Source organism: Pseudomonas jinjuensis (genome assembly GCF_900103845.1).
GTDB classification, from domain to species: domain Bacteria; phylum Pseudomonadota; class Gammaproteobacteria; order Pseudomonadales; family Pseudomonadaceae; genus Pseudomonas; species Pseudomonas jinjuensis.
In genome coordinates, this window is sequence record NZ_FNIJ01000006.1 from 34109 (window position 1) to 53273 (window position 19165).

At 60.1% G+C, this 19165-nt stretch carries 21 protein-coding genes; 10 read left to right on the top strand and 11 right to left on the bottom strand.

The features are described from left to right. Positions 1–24 precede the first annotated feature (24 nt). Positions 25–1395: a DUF1329 domain-containing protein gene (locus BLR75_RS09795; protein ID WP_084310709.1), complete on the top strand. Its 1371-nt coding sequence runs from the start codon at positions 25–27 to the stop codon at positions 1393–1395. 200 nt (positions 1396–1595) lie between these two features. Here BLR75_RS09795 and BLR75_RS09800 read toward each other — a convergent pair whose 3' ends face one another. Both BLR75_RS09800 and BLR75_RS09805 read right to left on the bottom strand, forming a co-directional pair. Next, positions 1596–1931 (bottom strand): type II toxin-antitoxin system HicB family antitoxin, encoded by a 336-nt coding sequence (locus tag BLR75_RS09800; RefSeq protein ID WP_084310710.1) that lies wholly within the window; start codon positions 1929–1931, stop codon positions 1596–1598. Further along, positions 1928–2182 carry a type II toxin-antitoxin system HicA family toxin gene (locus BLR75_RS09805; protein WP_084310937.1) on the bottom strand — a complete coding sequence of 85 codons (255 nt, stop codon included), beginning with the start codon at positions 2180–2182 and terminating at the stop codon, positions 1928–1930. Before BLR75_RS09805 ends, BLR75_RS09800 begins: the two co-directional genes overlap by 4 nt. Before the next feature lie 1109 nt (positions 2183–3291). Here BLR75_RS09805 and BLR75_RS09810 point away from each other — a divergent pair. Then, positions 3292–3759, top strand: a complete 468-nt coding sequence (locus BLR75_RS09810) for a helix-turn-helix domain-containing protein (RefSeq protein ID WP_084310711.1) — start codon at positions 3292–3294, stop codon at positions 3757–3759. Then, positions 3756–4331 (top strand): PIN domain-containing protein, encoded by a 576-nt coding sequence (locus BLR75_RS09815; RefSeq protein WP_084310712.1) that lies wholly within the window; start codon positions 3756–3758, stop codon positions 4329–4331. The genes BLR75_RS09810 and BLR75_RS09815 overlap by 4 nt, the downstream gene beginning before the upstream one ends. Positions 4332–4733: 402 nt before the next feature. Here BLR75_RS09815 and BLR75_RS09820 read toward each other — a convergent pair whose 3' ends face one another. The 5 genes from BLR75_RS09820 to BLR75_RS09840 form a co-directional block, all read right to left on the bottom strand. Further along, the gene (locus BLR75_RS09820; RefSeq protein WP_084310713.1) at positions 4734–6296 is read right to left on the bottom strand and encodes a DUF1254 domain-containing protein; all 1563 of its coding nucleotides are present in this window, start codon (positions 6294–6296) and stop codon (positions 4734–4736) included. A 124-nt stretch (positions 6297–6420) separates the two neighbouring features. Next, positions 6421–6693, bottom strand: coding sequence for a DUF3313 domain-containing protein (locus BLR75_RS26465; protein WP_174688561.1), 273 nt, complete (start codon positions 6691–6693; stop codon positions 6421–6423). A 199-nt stretch (positions 6694–6892) separates the two neighbouring features. Then, positions 6893–8302 (bottom strand): DUF1254 domain-containing protein, encoded by a 1410-nt coding sequence (locus BLR75_RS09830; protein WP_084310714.1) that lies wholly within the window; start codon positions 8300–8302, stop codon positions 6893–6895. A 95-nt stretch (positions 8303–8397) separates the two neighbouring features. After that, complete coding sequence (locus BLR75_RS09835; protein WP_217633606.1) at positions 8398–9060, bottom strand: DUF3313 domain-containing protein; 663 nt, start codon at positions 9058–9060, stop codon at positions 8398–8400. Between the two features lie 97 nt (positions 9061–9157). Continuing rightward, the gene (locus BLR75_RS09840) at positions 9158–10444 is read right to left on the bottom strand and encodes an OmpP1/FadL family transporter (RefSeq protein ID WP_242443097.1); all 1287 of its coding nucleotides are present in this window, start codon (positions 10442–10444) and stop codon (positions 9158–9160) included. Between the two features lie 540 nt (positions 10445–10984). On the opposite strand from BLR75_RS09840, the gene BLR75_RS09845 reads away from it, so the two are divergent. The 5 genes from BLR75_RS09845 to BLR75_RS09865 all read left to right on the top strand — a co-directional run bounded on the left by BLR75_RS09845 (position 10985) and on the right by BLR75_RS09865 (position 14474). Further along, positions 10985–12007, top strand: coding sequence for an AraC family transcriptional regulator (locus tag BLR75_RS09845; RefSeq protein ID WP_084310715.1), 1023 nt, complete (start codon positions 10985–10987; stop codon positions 12005–12007). Between the two features lie 231 nt (positions 12008–12238). Next, positions 12239–12400 (top strand): hypothetical protein, encoded by a 162-nt coding sequence (locus BLR75_RS26710; RefSeq protein ID WP_169720226.1) that lies wholly within the window; start codon positions 12239–12241, stop codon positions 12398–12400. A gap of 339 nt (positions 12401–12739) precedes the next feature. Further along, positions 12740–13666 (top strand): LysR family transcriptional regulator, encoded by a 927-nt coding sequence (locus BLR75_RS09855; RefSeq protein WP_084310941.1) that lies wholly within the window; start codon positions 12740–12742, stop codon positions 13664–13666. A gap of 158 nt (positions 13667–13824) precedes the next feature. Further along, a complete protein-coding gene (locus BLR75_RS09860) occupies positions 13825–14169 on the top strand; it encodes a toxin (protein ID WP_084310717.1) in 345 nt (114 codons plus the stop codon). Next, positions 14166–14474, top strand: a complete 309-nt coding sequence (locus BLR75_RS09865) for a helix-turn-helix domain-containing protein (protein WP_074879837.1) — start codon at positions 14166–14168, stop codon at positions 14472–14474. The genes BLR75_RS09860 and BLR75_RS09865 overlap by 4 nt, the downstream gene beginning before the upstream one ends. A gap of 122 nt (positions 14475–14596) precedes the next feature. Here the strand turns inward: BLR75_RS09865 and BLR75_RS09870 are convergent, their stop codons facing one another. Genes BLR75_RS09870 through BLR75_RS09885 form a run of 4 tightly spaced genes read right to left on the bottom strand, consistent with a single transcriptional unit; the run spans position 14597 to position 17156 of the window. After that, the gene (locus BLR75_RS09870; RefSeq protein WP_084310718.1) at positions 14597–15295 is read right to left on the bottom strand and encodes a TraX family protein; all 699 of its coding nucleotides are present in this window, start codon (positions 15293–15295) and stop codon (positions 14597–14599) included. Then, entirely contained in the window at positions 15292–15732 is a 441-nt protein-coding gene (locus BLR75_RS09875) for a YqaA family protein (protein WP_084310719.1), read from the bottom strand. Before BLR75_RS09875 ends, BLR75_RS09870 begins: the two co-directional genes overlap by 4 nt. 1 nt (position 15733) lies before the next feature. After that, positions 15734–16858 (bottom strand): nickel/cobalt efflux protein RcnA, encoded by a 1125-nt coding sequence (locus BLR75_RS09880; protein ID WP_084310720.1) that lies wholly within the window; start codon positions 16856–16858, stop codon positions 15734–15736. A gap of 10 nt (positions 16859–16868) precedes the next feature. After that, entirely contained in the window at positions 16869–17156 is a 288-nt protein-coding gene (locus tag BLR75_RS09885; protein WP_059392035.1) for a metal-sensing transcriptional repressor, read from the bottom strand. Positions 17157–17665: 509 nt separating this feature from the next. On the opposite strand from BLR75_RS09885, the gene BLR75_RS09890 reads away from it, so the two are divergent. Both BLR75_RS09890 and BLR75_RS09895 read left to right on the top strand, forming a co-directional pair. Continuing rightward, positions 17666–18391 (top strand): HupE/UreJ family protein, encoded by a 726-nt coding sequence (locus BLR75_RS09890; RefSeq protein WP_084310722.1) that lies wholly within the window; start codon positions 17666–17668, stop codon positions 18389–18391. Positions 18392–18402: 11 nt separating this feature from the next. Continuing rightward, positions 18403–19071, top strand: coding sequence for a transmembrane anchor protein (locus BLR75_RS09895; protein WP_084310723.1), 669 nt, complete (start codon positions 18403–18405; stop codon positions 19069–19071). Positions 19072–19165: the final 94 nt, after the last annotated feature.

Sequence of the window (19165 nt, forward strand, 5' to 3'; positions counted from 1 at the left end):
GCCAGCCCGGCAGAGGACCAGAGCATGAAATCGAGCACTATGTTGAAAACCGGCGCCCTGGCGCTGTCCCTGCTGTCCTGCAGCGTGCTGGCGGCGGTATCCCCGGAAGAAGCAGCCAAGCTGGGCACCAGCCTGACTCCGCTCGGCGCGGAAAAGGCTGGCAATGCCGACGGCAGCATCCCCGCCTGGGCCGGCGGCCTGCAGCCGGGTGCGGCGCCGGTGGATGCCAATGGCTTCCTCGGCGATCCGTTCGCGGACGACAAACCGCTGTTCGTCATCACCAAGGACAACGTCGGCCAGTACAAGGACAAGCTGACCCCGGGGCAGCAGGCCTTGTTCAAGCGCTACCCGGAGACCTACAGGATTCCGGTGTACCCGACCCGCCGCAGCGCCGCGGCGCCGCAGGCGGTCTACGACGCAGCGAAAGTCAGCGCGGTGACCACCGAGACGGTAAACGACGGCAATGGTCTGAAGAACTTTGAGCAGTCGCGCAACTACGCCTTCCCGATCCCGAAGAACGGCGTCGAAGTGGTGTGGAACCACGAGACCCGCTACCGCGGCACCAATGGCAGCCAACTGGTGTCGCAGATCACGCCCCAGGTGAACGGTGACTATACCGTCGTGCAGATGGAAGAAACCTTCGCCTTCCCGGCGACCTTGAAGGATGTAAACCCCCAGGAGGCCTCGAACATCCTCATCTACTACAAACAGAAGGTGCTCTCGCCGGCACGCCTGGCTGGCGGCGCGATCCTGCTCCACGAGACCCTCGACCAGGTCAAGGAACCGCGTATGGCCTGGGCCTACAACGCCGGCCAGCGCCGCGTGCGCCGCGCCCCGCAGGTCGCCTATGACGGTCCGGGCACCGCAGCCGATGGCATGCGTACGGCGGACAACGGCGACATGTACAACGGCGCGCCTGACCGCTACGACTGGAAGCTCATCGGCAAGCGGGAAATCTATATCCCCTACAACAACTACCGCCTGTGGTCGCCGAAGCTGAAGTACGCGGACATCATCCAGCCCGGACACATCAAGCAGGACCTGACCCGTTACGAACTGCACCGCGTGTGGGAGGTAGAAGGCACCCTCAAGCCCGGCGAGCGGCACATCTACGCCAAGCGCCACATGTACTTCGACGAGGACACCTGGACCCTGGTGGAGGTGGATCACTACGATGGCCGCGGCCAGCTCTGGCGGGTTGGCGAGGGCCATCAGGTACTCAACTATCAGGCCGGCGTCAGCTCCTACGCCGCGGTCAGCCTCTATGACCTGGTCGCCGGGCGCTATCTGGTGATGAACCTGATCAACGAGGCCAAGCGCGGTATCACCTATGACCTACAGTTCAGCCTGAATGACTTCACCCCGGCGGCACTGCGCAACGCAGGTATTCGTTGAGCCAAGTACCTTTGCCCCACATATACGCACAAGGCCCGACCTTCGCTGGTCGGGCCTTTGCCATTCAGGTATGACCGGTAATCACAGGTGCCATACCCGCAGTTCACCGCCCCTCTTATATCCCCTCATCTGAACCTCACCTCCAAGCGGGAGAGGAAGTCTTTCGCACAAGCGGGTCAACCAAACGGTACCCTTCGCGGTTATCCAGCATGTGCAGCGCGCTCGAATACCTCGTCCGCCCACTGGTTCAGACTTTTTCCGGCAGCCTGAGCAGCGACTGTGGCCGCAGCATGTATTTCAGGGCGAATGCGCAGCATCACCTTGCCGGACGCCGGCTTCTCCGGACTAACCCCACGCTCGGCACAATCGTCCAGGTAATCATCCACAGCCAAATGAAACTCTGCGCGTAATCCCGCCACTGATTCTGCATGAAAGCTAATGATGTCCCGCACGCCCAACAAACGGCCAACGAAAATATCATCACGCTCATCAAACTCGATGCGCGCAACATAGCCTTTGTAACTCATGCTATTCATGGTTCAACTCCTGCCCGCTGCAAGAACTCGCGAGCCTCTTCTACCTGATACTTCTTTGCCTCTTTCCCGGGGTGCGGACGATGGCAGCGCCATTGCACGTTTCCCAGCAAGAGCTTGACCCGGGATCCCTCGCGCTCCAGCACCTGACCGCCTAGGTGTAGAACCAAGGCTTCGATATCGGAGAACACCACCGCCGCACTAGTCGGCGTACGGAAAATGGCCTCAAGGGTTTTACGGTGTCGATTTTTCATGGCAGAGATGATAGCAGAAATAGATAGCACAAAAAGCCGTTCAACCAGGGAGGCTCCGTTGCGCGTGGCAACCGCCGTCCGGCATGGGCTGATCCACTACAGGTAGGCGGCCACCAAAACGCTGTAATTAACCGCTGTAGGGCGTGCTGAGGAGCGTCCTGACAAGCTAGGGAGTACTCCATCGCACCCCTATACCCCATGCCGGTGGCCGAGTTATAACATATTGATTTTTATAGCATCAGCTAGGGCGCTCGCTGCAACCGATGTCCTACGCTACCTGACGGTTTTCAACGTTTTCCCGCAAAAGTCCCTGCTCCGAAGTAAAGCTTCCGCATAGCTATAGGGATGGAGCAGCATCTTCAAACCAGCTCAACTGGGCTACGGTCATACAGGAATGGCACAACCCCAAGTCAATTCCAGCTAGCCATACCCAGTTGTGAGCATTTCCAGCCAGGCGCCTCACTACTCACCAGGCCGTAAGCAATACGTCGCAGAAAATCCATTTCAAGAACACGTTGTGTCCACATGTCGTCACCAGCGACACGAGAACATAACGTGTCGCCAAATTCAAAAAACGACGACACGTTATGCGCACATGTTTACACGGACGCCACGAAACGGGCCCTCTCCAGAGGGCCGCTCCTTTGGATGGATACCCCAAGGCCCCGGATCACACCATGACTACAGCCAACCTCCCCTGGCAGGCCGACAAGCCCTATAACGATCTGCCGCCCCTGCCGCCTACGGCTGAACTGGAAATTCCCTCGACCAGATAGGTCACTTGGTACCTCCGGCGCCCGAACCTCACCAGCCCACCCCCGATCTTCGCTTCGTAGCCGGCGCCACTGTTCTTCCTCAAGGCTTCAGGCACACACCAAGCGTCAGCGAACACACCCTGATGCGTATCTCCTGGCTGGATGCACTTCTAGTTGCGCAGCGACCTGCCCCCCATGCGGCTTTGAGCCTGGGAGAAATTCCTGGTGCTCCAAACCTCGAACAACTCCGTTTCGTTTATTGCGATTTTCGTTTATTTCGAATATAAAGGCTACGTTGGTGCGAAGCCGCAATCATGCGCACCGTTCGAAACAGAGCATTCTTTGGAGAAAGCCATGACCACCGCCGACCTCAATCGCACAATTCTCCCTGACGAGAAGGAGATTGCTGCGGCTGTGGAATCACGTCGCCAGTTGGCAGCATTTCTCTCAACCAAGCTAGAGACTCAACGCATCGAGCTGGTTGATGAGCAGCAGAAGCGCCAGGTTGTCGAGATGCCAGCATTCGCGCTGCGCTTGCTCGACAATATTCTCAGTGAGCTGGCCCTGGGAAACGCCGTAAAGGTGGTGCCCATCCATGCGGAACTGACGACCCAGGAAGCGGCTGATCTGCTCAATGTCTCGCGGCCGCACTTGGTGAAACTGCTCGATGAGGGGGTGATTCCTCACACCAAGACTGGTCGTCACCGCCGGGTCAGGTTCGCGGATCTGATGGCGTACAAGGAGCTGCGAGACCGTGCTAGCCGTGAAGCCATGGATGAGCTTGCCGCTCAAGCCCAGGAGTTAGGGATGGGGTACGAATGAGGCATACACCCTTTACTGCCATTTATGATGCGAATGTTCTCTACCCTGCCCCTCTTCGTGACTTCTTGATGCATCTTGCTCTGACTGGCGTGTACCGCGCACGCTGGACCGCGCAGATCCATGATGAATGGAAGCGTAACCTTCTGCTGAATCGAACCGACCTTACTCAGGAGCAGGTCGATCGCACCTCGGCACTGATGGATCGTGCTGTGCCCGACGCACTTGTGACGGGCTATGAGTCCCTCTGTGCAGGTCTGGACCTTCCCGACGTGGATGATCGTCATGTGCTTGCCGCAGCGATCAAATGTAATGCTTCAGTTATCGTGACCTTCAACCTGAGAGACTTCCCCGATTCGGTGCTCGCGCCACTCGAAATCGAGGCGTTGCACCCTGATGATTTCATCGCTGACCTTTGGGATTTGGATCAGGCGGCAGTCTTAGAGGCTGCGCAGCGCCAACGAGCATCCCTAAGGAACCCGCCCCATACTGCGCGGGAGTACCTCGATAAACTGCTTCAGCAGGAGCTAACCCAGACCGAGAGGCTGTTATCGAGCTTCGAATTGGTGATTTGATCGTTCGTACGGTCGCGGCCAGCACGATGCCAACGTGTCAAACGCACGCTGCTATTGCACAGGTCGCATGGAAATTCCTGGCAATGCTGCTTTTTCCCTTGGTTTTCAAAGTCAGGGAGGAGCTTGCCGAGGTCTGCATCATTCGGGGACAACTGCTCCGCTCACGGCAATGGCACGTAAAGCCTGGACCCAGTGCTTCAACCACCAGGCACCAAGATAACGGCCATACCTTGGCGGTTGCGCCCCAGAATCAAATCTAATCAGCATACTGGCCCGGATGACGCCCCCGCTGGAGTGCTGTCGAGCACTACCGCAACTCCACCAGAACCGCAGGCACAGGGGAAAGCCTAACGATGACGAGCCCCCTGCCCTGCGTATTCAGGTGAACGGCTATCGGCGTCTCTATTTCACCTCTTCGATTTCACCAGGGCGCCAGGTCTGGTCGAACCAGGGCTCGAGCGGACCGTACAGCCGGAACAGCGTGTACCAGGCTTTTCCAGGTACGGTCTGGATCCAGTTAGCGTCCTTGCCTTCCGGCGCCTTCGGGCCGAAATACAGGTCAACGGAGCCGTCTGCGTTGGCGATCAGGTCATCGCGCTTGTTGTTCTTGCTGGGAAATGTCTGTCCTGTTTGCAGCTCGGACCGGGTTTGCGGGTCGTAGACCACTATGGACCAGAAATTCTTGGCGGGTGCGTTGGCGGGGATGTTCAGCCTGTAGGTTTTGCTGCCGTCCAGGTAGGCACCCTTCCTGTCAGTCGCCGCATAGGCGTACTGCGAGCCCGCCCCGACCATCTTCAACACCATGGCCGGGGTGTTGACGGTGGCCTGGTAGAAGAACAGCGTCCGCGCATCCAGATTGCGGCCGCCCATGCCTTTGTCTGATAGCCACTGATAATCGCCGCCGATGAATGCATGCGTCCATGCACTACCCGGATAGAGAGGGGCGTCTTTAAAGCGCGGCCGGAAGCTGATTGCCCGGGCGGTCGCGTTGCCGATGGCGACCGCCTCGGTGAGGATCTTCCGCATCCGCGCGTCCGGTGCGAAGGGTTCACCCTTCTCGATGCCGATAGCGGCGAACAGCCCACGGAGTTCCGGGTCAAGCATCGACACCGGCTCGCGATCGATCACGGTATGCAGCTCTTCGTAGAACTTGAGGTTGTTGGCGTGGATGGTGTTGAAGAATTTCCGCGAGGCGCTGACAAACTCCATCTTCGGAGGATTGCCCTTGCTGGACAACGGATAGACCTTTACTCCGCTTTCGAACATCTTGGTTGCGGCATCGGGTTTGCCGTCCACCAGGAAGCCGCGCAGGATCAGCCAGTTGACGTAACTGGTCGACCTGGAAACGAAGTATTTCTCACCTTCGACGACAGCTTCCATACCACCCACTGGCGGATCGAGATCCCCCTTATAGTCCGGTGGCAGGATCAGGTACTTACCCCCCTTGCCGCGGTCAGGGCCGGGGGCGCCCATGTCCGTTACGAAGCGGAAGTACGCGTCGTTGACAGTCCCAGGGCCCGACCCTGGTGGAATCTCGACAACGGTTGCGCCGTCCTTCTCGAGATTCAGGAACACCGACAAATAGACCGTGTCGGTGTTGCCGGTCAGCATCAGAGGAGCCGAATCCAGCAACTTGTCCATGATGAGTGCCTTGTTCGAGGCATCCACCCCCATGCTGAGGTGACCCAGGCGCAGCCCTTCAATGGAGGTGGCGGGGATACCATTGAGGAAGGTCTCCACGCCTCGCATGAGGTCGAGGTTGTCATACAGCGCCTCGACCGTCGCCGCATCCGGCATTCCGTCGAAGAAACGCAATGTGCCCAGTCGGGTTTCGACGGAGTCCGGGGTCATGACCTTGTCGGGAATCCGGTAGTTGTAACCCGGTGTCTTGTCCTGCGCTACGGCAACTGATCCGCAACTCAGCATGGCCAACGCGGCCAGGCACATCCTGTATTTGGGCGTCATCGGAACTCGCTCTCTTTATTCGCTTGGCTATCTGACAGGGCACGCTGAGACGGCTCAGCGGCACTACGTTATATGGGCGTCACACAATCGGTGCAGCCCCTGACCGGGGCCAGTCTTCCCCCCTTCAAGACCTCAAAACCTCGGTGGTGAGCTCATCAATGAGAGGCTTGAGATCAGCACTGTCGTTGAACAGCGTCTTCCCAAAGCCCTTGCGCACGACGCGCAGCACGGCCTTGCCAGCGCTGGTGTCGATCAGTTCCCCTTCCATATACAACTCGGCATCCTCGTCGCGCTCACTAGCGGCAGCCACCGGCAAAGCGCGACAGCATTCTGCAAAACATAAAAAGCCATGGCTCAGGTTCCACCCCCAGCAACGAGGGGGCATGACGTTGAACAAGACGGGAAAGCAACCAGAGCTCAGGCCTCGGGGCGCCGACGCTGTACTAGGATGAGGCCATGACATATCGGCCGCGTGGTATCTGGGAGTGCCGAAGGTGAGACAAGGGGATTACCGCCCCCTCCGAATCAGGCTTGCGAACAATGAGTAGCCCAATGGGCCCCAATGCCAACTGCATTGGGGCATCTCACCAAGGCAGCTAATTGACGCGGACGATCTGCGGCGGAGTCCAGCTACCATCCAGGATCGAGGGGTTGCCCTCCTTCGGCCAGTACATTCGCATCATTGGCAGGAAATCACCTTGAGGTGCCGGCAGCCAGTTGGCCTCCTTGTCCTTGCCGGGAGACTGGTGTTGGAAGTACAGCGTAAGCGAGCCGTCGGCGTTGTATTGCAGATCGTTGCGCGCGCTGACGGTGAACTTGCTGAGCGGGTTCGGCACGAACCACCAACCTTTGTCGATCTCATACATGGTGATGGACCAGAAGCCGTTCGCCGGGGGCGTCTGCCCCTTGGGGAACGTCAGGGTGTACTTGTTTGCGCCGTTGAGTTTCTGTCCGTCGCTGTCCACCTCGGTGTAGGGATACACCGCGTCCCTCTCCACGTTTGCGGGCCAGCCGAAGGCTGCGACTACGGCACGCTTCATATAGTCAGTGCCGTATACACCAAGCCCCTTGGTGTAGGTCCAGCCGTTGACCTTGTGTCCCAGGGTGCCTTGGTTGGCCCCGATCTCCTTCAGGGCGACCTCTGGCAGGTCGCTCAACTTCGCTTGCAGCGCCGAGTCCAGGTTGCCGAGTTTGAACGGCTTGCAGGGTTCGATGCCAAGCTTGGCCATGCGGACCAGGATAGCGCCGTCCTCAGCGGCGGGAGGCGCCGCTTCACACATCAGTTCGGCGAGCTTGTTGAAATAGGTCTCGGTACTCATGCCGAGAATGACTTCCTGCGGTTTGGCCGTCATGCTGAAGCCCGGATTCGGATCCACTGCTGGAGCCTTGGGCGTATAGGGTTTACCCCAGGCCGACAGCGGGGTGAGCTTCAATTGCGCCTGTAAGGCATTGACGGTCGCGTAATCCTTGTCGGTGCCGTTGGCGTAGGTGCGCCCCAGAATCAACATCTTTCGGGTGGCGGATTTGATCTGCTTCATACCCTCGGGCACCTTGCCCTCCCAGCCCGGCCCGGTCAGCAGATAGTTGGCCGCAGCGCCGCCTGCGGTGCGCGCCCCAGGCGAGTCGAAGATGGTCATCCACAGGTTGTACATCGGCATCAGGTAATAACGATCGCCCATGTCGGGATGACTGAATACCTGCGGCTCGCTCAGATCCGCCCAAGCAATCGAGTAGAGCGTGTCGGCATTCGGTGCCGACACGCCGCGGTACCCCGCCGGCGGATAACGCTTGACGTTGAAGAACTGCCCCATGGGGGCATGTTCGTTGTCCACCTTGTCTACGTTGGTCATCTGCACACGGGTGACCTCGGTAGTCATCAACGAATAGCCGTAGACGTAGGCGTCCTTGGCAATCTGCAGGAGTTCGTCCTGATCGGCAGCCGATGCATGGCCGGCTAGCCCCTGGCTGATAGCGGCAGCCAGCATGGCTGTAGATGCAATTTTCATATGCATTCTCCTTGGCTATGAGACGGTTTTTGCGCACAGGAACACAGCGCGGTCTGGATATCGAATCACTTACTCGCGCACAGTCCCCTGCAGGGCTAACGGAACTTCAAAACGTCGGTGGTGAGTTCGTCGACAACCGGCTTGAGATCGGCGAATCCAATAGCCTGGCGGTCATTGCTCAGCGTCTTCCCAAAGCCCTTGCGCACGACGCGCATCACGGCCTTGCCGGTGCTGGTGTCGATCAGCTCCCCTTCCAGGTACAACTCGGTATCCTGGTCGCGCTCGCCGGTGGCGGCCATGGTGCCGGCCACCACCAGAGCGATGGGGATGACCTCATAGGGCTTGAGCCCCTCGGTGTTGGCACTGACGCCGGTAATGGCCCCGCGAAACTCGAGGGTGCGAGGCCCGGTGGAGAAGCCCACCAGTTGGAACCTGCTGGACAACGCCTCGCCCAGGCGCGCGTTGGCGTACTTCAACAGTTCGTCGTAGGTCTGCTGCCCAATGCGATCTGTCGTTTGCGGGGTGGGGTAAAAGCGCAGCGGCTGAAAGATCAGCTTGTCGTAGTTGGCCACATTGAACGCGGGATCCACCCAGCGCAGGGCCTTCTGGCCGCTGGCGGTTTCGACGGTTTTCAACCCGTCGTAGCTGGGAAGAAACCCTGAATACTGCTCCTGGCTGACCGTTTTGCTGGTGCAGCCATTCAGTAGTACTGCGGCAGCCACGAGGCTGCCTGCCATCAGGGTCCTGGTCTTCATCATGATCGTGCTCTCTCCTTGTTGGACATTAGATTCTACGAGTCCCTGTACATGCATGCGTTGTGCATCCAACCGCGTCACGGACCACCACTCACAACACTCAGAAGCGCCAGGTAGCGCTGGCACTGAGCGCCTGGATCCAGGCATTGTCGAATTCGCCGGAGACCCGCTGGGGGTCATTCACGGGAAGCGACTTCTCCTGGCTGATCTCCATGTCCCCGAGCCAGACCATTTCATAGCTCAGGTTCATCTCGGTCTGGGCATCCAATGCATAGGTCAGGCCCGTGCCGATGCGCCAGGTTTCGGCCATCGGCACCGTGAGCGTGCGATCCTCGTCATCCACCGGCGAGCTGTCGTAGCCCACGCCGAAACTCCACATCCACCGTGGATCGAACCGGTACTGGGTGCCGACAGAGAGATGCCAGGTATCGTGATAATTCGCCTCAAGCGTTGCTGAGCGAGGCTGATTGCTGTCCAGATCGACGCCCACCTCACCAAACCTGGACCAGTCTTGCCAATTGGCACTGGCCAGGAGTGCCCACTGCTCATCGAGCTGGTGGTAGAGGCTGAAGGTCAGGGTTTGTGGCACATGCATATCGATGCGGGTGGCGGCATCGAGCAGCCCGCGATCGCGCAGCAAGCGCGTCGTCACGGGGCCGACACCCTGAAGGTCCAGGCCATCCTCGAACTCGATGTCGATCTCGCTCGTATAGCTCAGGCCCAATCGCGTCCCGGGAGCAGGGGCATAGACAACCCCCAGATTGCCGCCATAGCCCCAGTCATGATCCTGGTATTTCAACTGGCCGTCCGGGCGCTGGAGCAGTCCCAGCGGATCGTTGTTCACGGCCAACTGGGTATCCAGCGTGGCATAGAAAGCACGCAGGCCAACGCCGAATGCCCACTGCTCGTTGAGGCGATAGGCCAGTGCCGGCATGAGCGACATACCGAGCAATTCGCCGTTCTGCAGGAAGTAGCGGCCGCTCCAGTCATTCTCATAATTGAGATTGAGGCCGAAGTCACCGTAGCTGGCAAACCCGACCGACCAGCCATCGCCGATTTCCCGGGTCACGAACAAGCTCCCGCCTGGGGACCACTCCATCGCGTTGCCGCTGTCTCCCCCTGCGACGTTGGTGTTTGCGTCCAACTCGAAGTCCAGGTTGCTGTGCAGCACCTGGGCGCCAGCGGTGATCTGCGTACCGGGCAACCAGGCCATACCCGCCACGTTGCTGGCGAGGGTGGCAGGCCCCTGGGCTCTGGCTGCGGCTCCCGCATTGGCCAGCCCCACGTTGTCCGTGCCGATCTCATAGAGCATCAGGCCTCCGGCCAGCAATTGACCGGGCAACACCATGAGGGCGGCTGAAACTGCCATGTAAAGACGTGGAGTCATCCTTTTATCCTTGTTTGCGATACGTGCAGCGATGCGCCTCTCCTGCTTCACCAACTCGATGTCACCTGGTGGCCAGGACGTGTCGAAGTCAGCCTATAGCGGGTTGAAGAGACGCAAGATAGGTATATAGCTGGTCAGAAATCCGGCGTTGAACAATCCGAGTTTCCTGTGAGTGAGGCTCCAGTCCGATTCGGCGTGCGCAACTGACCCTTCTGCGCTACCCGTAGCCCCGTCACTCGTACGAACTCCCCTTTTGGAAATATGGGGACAGTACGTACCCCTCTGCCAACGTAGTGCAACTGAGCCGTTATCGTAGCAACCGCCTGTTCCTGGCGCTGGTCAAAAGCACATTCCGTCTTGATTCGAGGGGTGCCGTGCATATGGCAACTAGCCGCCATATTCTTTCGCCGGGGGAAAGACCCCGTCTACCATTCGAGTGCAAACTTTGCCCGAATTGTGAAAGGGTTTGCGTAACACGTGATTCGCACCGGAGGTTGCCATCCGGTTGCAGACGACAGCGTCAGGTCGCTGGGGACACCAATGGATACTCAGATAGAAAGGAAACCACTCGATCGATTTGCGGTCATCCGGACCGACGACGTCGAAGAGATGAGAGTGGCGGCCAGCCCATTTTACGGTGAGCTGTATTTTTCCGTCGCCGATGACTACAGAGACTTTCGCGCCCGAGCCAACCATTGCCAGCTCAACGATATGGCAATCTCCTATGTGAGTTTTGGGAGCGCAGTCGATCAGGCCTATTACCCTGACACTTCGGCCAGCTACGCCGTACCGATTGCCATTGCCGGAACCGGCTGGGGCAAAACGCGGGGCCAAAAGGTGAGTCTTGCCGGACGACAAGGCTTGATTGCATCACCGGGTGGGCGAACCGAGTTGCACTCCGATCCCGACTTCGAGGAGATCGCAGTCTTGCTGGACGCCTCTGTAGTAGAGCGAAAGCTCGCCTGCCTGGTCGGCGCTGAAGTCAACGGGGGCGTCATCTTCGACCCGGCCTTCGACTTCGAAAATCCGGTCGGCCGACAATGGTGGCGGCTGTTGTGCTTTCTCATCGGGGAGGCCGAGGCGTGCGAGGTCGGCATTCCGCTGACCTCATTGAGTGAGATTGAGCAGGCGCTGATCGTCATGTTCCTCAAGGCCAGCCGCCATAGTCTCAGTCACTTGTTGAATGGTCCGCACCGCGATGTCGCACCCAGAACAGTCCGGCTTGCGGAAGAGTACATCGAGGCTCACTGGGACCAGCCCATCACAGTGGAACGCCTGGCGCAGCTTACCAATGTCAGCGTGCGCAGCTTGTTTCATTCCTTCAAGAAGAATCGCGGTTACTCTCCGATGGGCTTCGTGAAGCAAGTGCGCCTTCGCCACGCACGCCAGATGCTATTGAGCGGCCAACCGGGGACGACCGTCGCGGCGGTCGCCTATAAATGCGGATTCGGCAATCTTGGCAATTTCGCAATGGACTATCGCAGAGCGTTCGGTGAACTTCCGTCGAGTACAGTGAAGTCCGCATGGAATTCGACAACCCCAACCGAGCAAGCTGCGCGCTGAGCCCTCCCCCCTGCGTTCCAGAAGACATTGCAATCTGCACTTGCGGAAACATCTCCGGCGGCACTCGCGCGCCGGATGCGTGCGTCCCTAGTCCCCCTCGGCGTGGGGGGGTTCAAAAAACACCCGCTCTCTATCTTTAAGTCCAGTCAACAGGTGCTGGATTCGACTCCACCCGGCGCGGCGAGCCGCACCTGCTGAGCTCAGACATTGCTCGAACAGCAGGTGAAGAAGATGAAAACGACAATCGTGCTATCGGCCGTCGCCTCACTGGTCGTGATCGCCACTTTCCTCGGCGCCGCGTGGATACCGTCCCGGCAAATTGCCGCGAATGAATGCCAGGCGAACCGAATTGCCTGCTTTCCGCCCGCAGTGAGTTTCGCGTCCCTGCACTGAAACCCGCATCGCTCCCCTGCCCCGTATTCCTTCAACAGCAGCAAGAACAAGAGAACACACGAAATGGCTAAGTACCCCGTCGTTGTCTACGGCGCCAGTGGCTACACCGGCATGCTGACCATGGATTGGCTGATCGACCAGAACATCCCCTTCACCGCCGTGGCGCGCAACGCCGGACGGGTGCGCGAAATGATGGCGCAACGCGTGGTACGCCTGGAGTCGGCCACCTACGAGATCATCGAGGCCGAGCACAATGTCGACTCGCTGATCGAAGCGTTCAAGGGCGCCAAGGTCGTCTGCAACACCGTCGGCCCCTTCACCAAGTTCGGCCTGACCGCCGTGGAACTGCGCCACCTTCGCTGTTTCATCGCCGTAGCAGAAGAACTGCACTTTGCGCGTGCCGCCGCGCGCCTGCATATCGAACAGTCGCCCCTGTCGCGGATCATCAAGGAGCTGGAGTACCGCCTGGGCGTGCAGCTATTCGAGCGCACCACACGGCGCACGCGCCTGACCTGGGCCGGCAAGGTCCTGTTGGAAGAAGCACGTCGGGTGCTGGCCGTGGTCGACCAGGCCAAAGCCAGTGTCAAGAGCGCGGCGGCCGGCTACCGCGGGCGCATCCGCATCGCGCTGTCCGATGGCATCCCACAGGCACGCCTGGCCGCCCTGCTCGCCCAGTGCCGCGAGGAAGAACCAGAAGTCGAGATCTGCCTGTCGGAGGTTACCTTCAGCGAGCAGGTCAGAGGCCTGAACGACGACCTGTTCGACATCGGGTTCGCCCAGTCCGACGAGGTTGGTGATGGCCTGGTGGCCGAGCCGGTCTGGTTCGATCCGCTGGTAGTGGCGGTGCCGGCACGCCACCCGCTGTTGACCTATCGGCGCGTGCCGCTCGACGAGGTGGTGCGCTATCCGCTGGTGCTCTGCGATCCGCAGGTCTGCGAAGGCTTCTGGAGGCAACTGCAGCGTGTGCTAGGAACGGTGGATGCACGGCTGACCATCGCTGACCGCGTTCCCACCTTGGACCTGATGATGGCGCTGGTAGCCGCGGGTTACGGCCTGGGTTTTTCCAGCCTGGCGCGCATCACCGAACTCAACAACCCGGACGTCGTGGCCCGGCCGCTGGCCGGCTGCCCCGCGATGCTGACCACCTACCTGGTACGACGCCAAGGCGAACCGGCCGAACAACTGGCCCGGTTCATCGGGCGGGTGAGTCCGGCGGAAAGCCAGGCGTTGCTGCCTGATCACACATCACAGAAGGAAATCGCCTGATCGCCACAGGCACTAGATCTCCCCCTCGCGGCGAGCCCTCTCAGAAGAGCGTCTTAACGGCAGCCCAGCCAGGCTGCCGCATTTCTTGTATCTGGCCACCTGCTCATTTCTTGACAAGAAGACACTCACCATTAAATATACGCAAATAGCGCACATATATGAAAGCATTGTTCGTTGAGCTGTCACCCTCTGAGCGCAATCGAAAAGCCCACCTGGATGACGACGAGTACTCTCTATTCCAGCAGATGCTCTTGGCCAACCCGGAGACAGGCGCAGTCATCGCCAACAGCGGTGGTCTGAGGAAGGTCCGCTTCGGATCGATCAGGCGCAACAAAGGGAAGCGCGGTGGTGTTCGGGTAATTTACTACTACTGGCACAGCTGCCTGCAGTTCTGGCTCTTCACCCTGTATGACAAAGACGAACTCGATGACCTGAGCAGTGACCAGCGCAGGCAGTTGAAAGCGCTCCTTGAGCGCGAAGTGAAGACGAGGCAAGCACCATGACCAAACGCGATATTTTTTCCGAGCTGATCGAAGGCTTCGACGACCTGGCCGCAGCACGTGAAGGCAAGCGTACGCTGCGTACCCACAAGGTCGAATACAAGCCAATCGAACCCGCGACAGGTGCAGAAATCGTCGCACTGCGCGAAAAGCTGCAGATGTCCCAGGGTGTATTTGCCCAGGCCATTCACGCCAAGCCAGCAACCCTCAAGAACTGGGAACAGAACCGCTCAAAGCCCAACGACCAGGCCACCGTCCTGATCCGTATCCTGAGCAAGCATCCAGAGCTCATTCGCGAACTGGCGTAGATCAGGAAGCGCTGCCGAGCCACTGCATCCCCCGCAGGTAATGCTGAAAGGTAAGGAACCAAGGCTTCACTGCCAACCTGATCGCGCAGAGCCGGCCATCGGCCGCCATACGCCACCCTCATCTAGGATTTCATCAGGTATATCGCAGCCAAGTGTCCTGGATAGAACCAGTAACCCCAGCGGCCAACGGGCCAGACTGTCCAGGGCATGGGCTGACGCAACAGGGCTAACCCAAGCAACACGGCTGCGCCTGCCATGGCGAACATGGCCAGGGTCTCCGGCACTATTCCCCACTCCACCAACCAGCGGTTGCGGCTATTTGCCAATACCGCCAGGGCTGCAGGCAATAACCACCAACGAACACCCATTAGCCCGACAACGAAGGCAGCAGGCAACATCACGCCGATTACCCCGTACATCAACTGTCTATGTAGCAACAGGGCGACGACCAGTGCACTGGTAGCTATGAGCAGACTTTTGCGATCTGCATGGTGAACGCCCCAGGCCACCAGCAGGCCGAGCGACAGGGTCGGCATCACGTTGAGCGTCGCGCTCTCCGGCGAGAGCAGGCGGTAGGGCAGCTCCGAGAGCAGGGAGAAGGCCAGCAACCAACCGAGGTAGCGCGCATTGCTCTCGCTGAACAACTCGCCGGATTGAGTTCTGACCACGTTGGCGGCGATGCCCAGGCAGAACAGCGGAAACGCCAGGCGGCCGATGACGAACAGGCCATAGGTGTCCGGCCACAGATAACGCAAGTGGTCAATCAGCATGCTGAGCATGGCCAGCCACTTGACCAAATCGAGCCCGGCGTCGCGCTTCATCCCAGCAGCCCAAGCGTCAACGCGGCCAGTGCCAGATAACGTCCGGCCTTGGCTACCAGCACGATCAGCAGGAAGCTCCAGAACGGCTCGCGTAGGGTGCCGGCGATGACGGTCAGCGGGTCGCCGATGATCGGCACCCAGCTCAGCAGCAGTGACCAGCGCCCGTAGCGATGGTAGGCCTGCTGGGCGCGTTGCAGCTTGTCCTCTGGCACTGGGAACCAGCGTTTGTGGCGAAAGTGCTCGATGTAGCGGCCCAGCAGCCAATTGACCACCGAGCCGAGCACGTTACCGAGCGTGGCCACCAACAGCAGCATGGCCGCTGGTTGCTTGGCAGCCAGCAGCAGGCTGGTCAGCACTGCCTCGGACTGCAGCGGCAGCAGGGTGGCGGCACCGAAGGCTGCGACGAACAGCCCCAGGTAGGCGGAGAAGTCCCACACCTCAGATGTTCAGCCCGGCCCAGCCGTGCAGGCCGACATAGATACCCACGGCGATGATCAGCAGGCTCGACAGGTAGGGGGCACGGCGCGCCACTACGCCCAGCCAGGGCCAACGATTGGTGGCATGGCGAGTGCCAATGGCAGCGGCGACGCCCACCGCAACCAGGGTCAAGGCCAGACCGACACTGAAGCTGAGCACTAGCACGGCACCCAGCGTGACTTCCTTGACCTGCAGGCAGAGCAGCAGCACGGTGATGGCCGCCGGGCAGGGGATCAGGCCACCCGTCAGGCCGAACAGGATGACCTGGCCAGTGCTGACGTTACGGCTGGCGAAACGGCGCCGGATGTCGTTGGCGTGAGCCCGTTCGTGGGCGTCCTGGTAACCCTCCAGTGACAGCTCCAAACCTTCCAGCTCGGTATGCGCGTGGTCATGCTCGTGGAACTCCAGGTCGTAGTCGTGGGAGTGGCCGCCATGGCCGAGGCTCAGACGCACGTTGAACGCGTGGGGCTCGGGAATTTCATCCACGGACTCCAGGTAGCCGTCGCGTTGGGCAAAGGCGAAGCGGCGCATGCTGCCATCCTCGCGGGTGGTCTGCAGGACGACATCGGTGGCTTGCCACGTGTGACCACTGAGAGTTTGCAGCCGCCAGCGCGGCGCTACCCCTTCCTCGAAAATCGACAGCTCGATGCGCCCATGCCCCGTGTCGATGCGGCGGGTTTCGTCGTGCGCATGGTCATGCGCGTGATGATGATCATTGCCCTGCTCGAAACGCCACATCTGCTCCCCGCGCCAGGTGCGCCAGAGCATCCACAGGGCGATGGCTATGATCAGCACCGCCGAGGCGAGCTGGAAGTAAGGCTCGGTGGTCTGCGCGTCGAGGTTCTGCCCGAGATACATGCCACCGATGGCAACCAGCCAGACCACGGCGGTGTGCGAGGCCGTGGCGGCCAGGCCAAGCAGAATGGCTTGGCGCACCGTGCCGCGAATGGCCACGATGAAGGCGGCCATCATGGTCTTCGAATGGCCGGGCTCCAGGCCGTGCAGCGCGCCCAGCAGGATGGCGGTGGGGATATACAGCCAGGCCTGCGAGGCCCCTTGCTGGAGAATTTCGGCGAAGGACGACATGGCAGGGTGCTCAAAGGTACTTGGTGATCTGCTTGAATTCTTCCAGTGGCGCCCGCTCACCGTTGGTAAGGGCGCCGACCGTGTGTTCCAGGCAGTGGTCGATGTGATCCTGGATCAGCGTGCGTTTGGCCTGACACACCGCTTTCTCGACCGCATGCAGTTGCTGGGCAATGTCCACGCAGGCGCGCCCGTCCTCGATCATGCCGACGATGCTGCGCAGGTGGCCCTCGGCACGCTTCAACCTTTTGATGATTTCCTTATGACTTTGGTGCTGATGTTCGTGTTCGTGCTTGCCCATCGCCGAGTCTCATGCAAGGATAACTGCCGCCGCATCCTATCCCCCTGGGGGGGATGCGTCAAACCAGACGCTCTCCCCTGTCGAGTCGTAATTTGTCCGTCGATGCTGAGCCAAATCGCTACCTGTCGATCCCTTTCCGTCCTGGCACTGCTGTCGCTATTGTTGTGGACGGGGCATGCGCTATCGGGCTATTCCGCAGGCAATGGATCGGCTGCGCAAGCGAATTACGACGACCATCCGCACAGTCACGACGACTCGTTCGGACAGGATTTTCAGCTGTGGGGAGACCACCAGCACTCATCGCTGATGGCCGATCATGTGCATGAAACGCCGCACCTGAGCGCCTGGCTGCCAGCGCCTGGGCGTGTGTCCGCAGGGCAGCCCGCGTTTGCCTATGACCAGCGGCTGGCCCACGGCCCCCGCACGCGCATAGAGCGCCCTCCACGATCCTGACGGGTGTTCTGACTCTGGCCCTCGTGGCCCAGACCTCATCAACTTAGGATCTCCTTATGCAATCGCTACCACTTCGCGGTCACGGCGCCCTGCGTCGACCGTTTCTATTGCCCCTGCTGGCTTTCGTTCTGCTGCTGATAGGCACGCCCGAGGCGCTCGCCCATGGCGTGCCCGAAGGCGACAAGGGTTTCATCCAAGAAAGCAGCGGCGTGCTGCTGATGCCGTTCGTGTACATGGGCGCCAAGCACATGATCACCGGCTACGACCACCTGCTGTTCCTGTTCGGGGTGATCTTCTTCCTCTACCGCCTCAAGGATGTTGGGCTGTATGTCACGCTGTTCGCGCTCGGCCACTCGATCACCCTGCTGTTCGGGGTGCTGAGCAATATCAGCATCAGTCCCTACGTGATCGACGCCATCATCGGCTTCTCGGTGGTGTACAAGGCGCTCGATAACCTGGGCGCCTTCCAGCGCTGGTTCGGCTATCAGCCCGATACGCGCGCGGCCACGCTGATCTTCGGCCTGCTGCATGGCTTCGGCCTGGCGACCAAGATCCAGGAGTTCGAGATCTCGCCGGATGGCCTGATCGCCAACCTGATCGCCTTCAATGTCGGCGTCGAAATCGGCCAGCTGCTGGCCCTCGGCACCATCCTCATTCTGATGGGCTACTGGCGGCGCACCGCCAGCTTCTGGCGCCATGCATACACCGCCAATGTCGCCATGATGAGCGCCGGTTTCCTGTTGATGGGTTACCAGCTCACCGGCCTGATCGTCTCCCAGTAAGGAATTCCCCCATGTTCAATAGCAAAGCCCCAAGCCTCAACGAACTGCCGAGCAGCCAGCAGTTGCTGCGTTCCACCGTCATCGCCCTGATCGTCGCGATGGCCCTGCTTGTCACCGTGGTGATGCCGTCGGAATACGCCGTCGACCCGACCGGCGTGGGCCGCATGCTGGGCCTGACCCAAATGGGCGAGATCAAGCAACAACTGGCCGAAGAAGCCGCCGCCGAGAACGCACCCCCGGTCGCGCAGGCGCCTGCGGTGGTTCAGCCCAGCGCGCAGCCAGCCCCCGAGGTGGTGGTGGCCGAAGTTGCCCAGCCGTCCGCGCCCGTAGTGCCGGCAGCGCCGGAAGTGGCAGGTCTGAAGCACGAGATGAGCATTGAACTGGCTCCCGGCCAGGGCGCCGAAATCAAGCTGGAGATGCTCAAGGGCGCCAAGGTGAACTACTTCTGGACGGCCAATGGTGGCCAGGTCAACTACGACACCCACGGTGATCCCTACAACGCACCGCGTGACTTCTACCATGGCTACGGCAAGGGTCGTTTCACCCCGGAAGACAAGGGCGTATTGGAGGCGGCCTTCGACGGGAAGCACGGCTGGTTCTGGCGTAACCGCACTGATAAACCGGTAACCGTGACGCTGCGCACCGAGGGTGAGTACATCGCGATCAAGCGCGTGATCTGACGTTAAAAAGGAGGGCTGTGCTGGTTTGCACAGCCCTCGCCGAAGTCCGCTTCTGGCCGGTTTCTGCCAGTAGCCAGGTGTAGTTTCTGATAGA